This window comes from Psychrobacillus sp. (genome assembly GCF_056205495.1).
Genome location: NZ_JBAEAP010000328.1, coordinates 1 through 1,998 on the forward strand (window position 1 = coordinate 1; position 1,998 = coordinate 1,998).

General features: G+C 35.1%; 3 protein-coding genes. All 3 read left to right on the forward strand.

From position 1 onward, the window contains the following. On the forward strand, positions 1 to 336 hold a 336-nt coding region (locus tag AC06OU_RS09670; protein ID WP_475855466.1), incomplete at its 5' end, for a Smr/MutS family protein. A 194-nt stretch (positions 337 to 530) separates the two neighbouring features. Then, the gene (locus AC06OU_RS09675) at positions 531 to 941 is read left to right on the forward strand and encodes a DUF350 domain-containing protein (RefSeq protein ID WP_169361105.1); all 411 of its coding nucleotides are present in this window, start codon (positions 531 to 533) and stop codon (positions 939 to 941) included. A gap of 370 nt (positions 942 to 1,311) precedes the next feature. Continuing rightward, on the forward strand, positions 1,312 to 1,998 hold a 687-nt coding region (locus AC06OU_RS09680), incomplete at its 3' end, for an AMP-binding protein (RefSeq protein WP_475855468.1).

The following is a 1,998-nucleotide window of genomic DNA, read 5'->3' on the forward strand; positions in this document are numbered from 1 at the left end:
ATGGAGCTAGACGAATCAGACTTAGAATTTATAAAACCAGAAAAGCAGAAACAGAGCGTATCAGTGAATGCAGTAAGAGGTAGAGATTCACATGTGAAGCTTGAGTTGGATTTACGTGGAGAGCGCTACGAGGATGCTATTATTCGAACAGAAAAATATTTAGACGATGCGATATTGTCGAACTATCCGAGAGTCTCTATTATTCATGGAAAAGGTACAGGTGTCCTAAGACAGGCTATTCAGCAGTATTTGAAAAATCATTCGCGAGTAAAAAGCTATCGATTCGGTGAAGCTGGCGAAGGGGGACACGGCGTTACTGTCGTTGAACTGAAGTAATGTTGGAAGGAAGGAGAAACAGATGTGATTATCTCTTATCTCTTTCCTCCCCTTATTAGCAAATGTAGATAAAACTCGTTATTTTCCCTTTTAACGAGAGCATAGGAAAATGGAAATTCATCCAGCTATATAAAAAAATGAAACTTTCATTTTTATAAAACGTAAAGATAGAAAAGTTTGAAAGGGGCTATATCATGCTGCTAGGTAGTTTTTGGTCAAATCCATTAGTAGAATCTGCAGGTTATTTTAGTGTGGTTATATTATGTTTAATAGTTTCCATGGTTATGTTTGAGATCGTGACCAAATATAAAAACTGGCAGGAAATTAAAAATGGAAATGTCGCAGTGGCACTAGCCACCGGTGGGAAGATATTCGGTGTATGTAATATCTTTAAATATTCAATTGAAGAGCATAATACACTTTTTGAGATGATTGGTTGGGGACTATATGGCTTCGCTCTTCTAATTATCGCGTATTGGTTATTTGAATTTTTTACTCCAGGCTTTAATGTGGATAAAGAAATAGAAAATGACAATCGATCCGTTGGATTTATTTCGTTAATTATTTCTGTAGGATTATCATTTGTTATTGGTGCGAGTATTTAATTAGGAGAGATAAAGATGGAAAAATTATCAAAGGTATTAATTGTAGTTGGAATATTTTTTCTAGCAATTGGCATAATATATATAGTAAAAAATTCATAGAGTTATTTAAGCTCCAGAGGAGGCTGTAATAATGCGTTAGTAAATTCAATTGAATGAATTAACGAATTAGTACAGTCTCTTTTTTATGTTGGTTTAAGTTGATTTCACTAACGTTAATGTTTTGTCAGGCCTATTACCTTCTTTAGTTTGGATTGAAATGCGTAGTGACTACTACTTTTCTTTTTTTATGAATTGAATTGTCATTCATTTTTATCTATAATAAAAAATAGGAATATTCACTCTATTAAAATCATACAAAGGGGGCAAACAAATGATTGAAAAACCATGGCTTTCTCACTATCCGCCGGAAGTTCCACACACGCTTGACTATGAAACTATTCCTGTCCAAGAGTATCTTACGAGAGCGTACAAGAAATTTCCAGCGAAGATAGCCATACATTTCATGGGGAGAGATGTAACTTACAAAGAGCTTTACGAATCATCGATGAAGTTTGCGAATTATTTGCAGTCACTAGGCCTGCAAAGAGGGGACAGAGTAGCAATCATGCTGCCAAACTGTCCACAAGGGGTTATAGGTTATTTTGGGACCTTATATGCTGGTGGTATTGTTGTACAAACAAATCCTCTGTACACCGAACGAGAGATCGCCTATCAGTTAAAGGATTCAGGAGCAAAAATCATTTTGGCTATGGACATTCTTTTTCCTAGAATTACTAAGGTAATAAAAGAAACAGATTTAGAAAATATCATTATTACAGGAATTAAGGATTACTTACCCTTTCCTAAAAATCTTATTTATCCATTTATACAGAAGAAGCAATATGGCTTTAGTGTAAAAGTTGAGCATCGAGGTATGAACCATCTATTTACTGAAATTATGAAGGTCGGAAAGACGGATACTATTAACTTAACGTTCGATTTTGAAGAGGATCTAGCTTTGCTTCAATACACTGGTGGTACTACTGGCTTCCCTAAAGGCGTTATGCTCACGCATTAC

Bases quoted from the DNA above. Each gene is read 5' to 3' on its own strand.
- AC06OU_RS09675 (WP_169361105.1), top strand. From the start codon at position 531: ATGCTGCTAGGTAGTTTTTGGTCAAATCCATTAGTAGAATCTGCAGGT.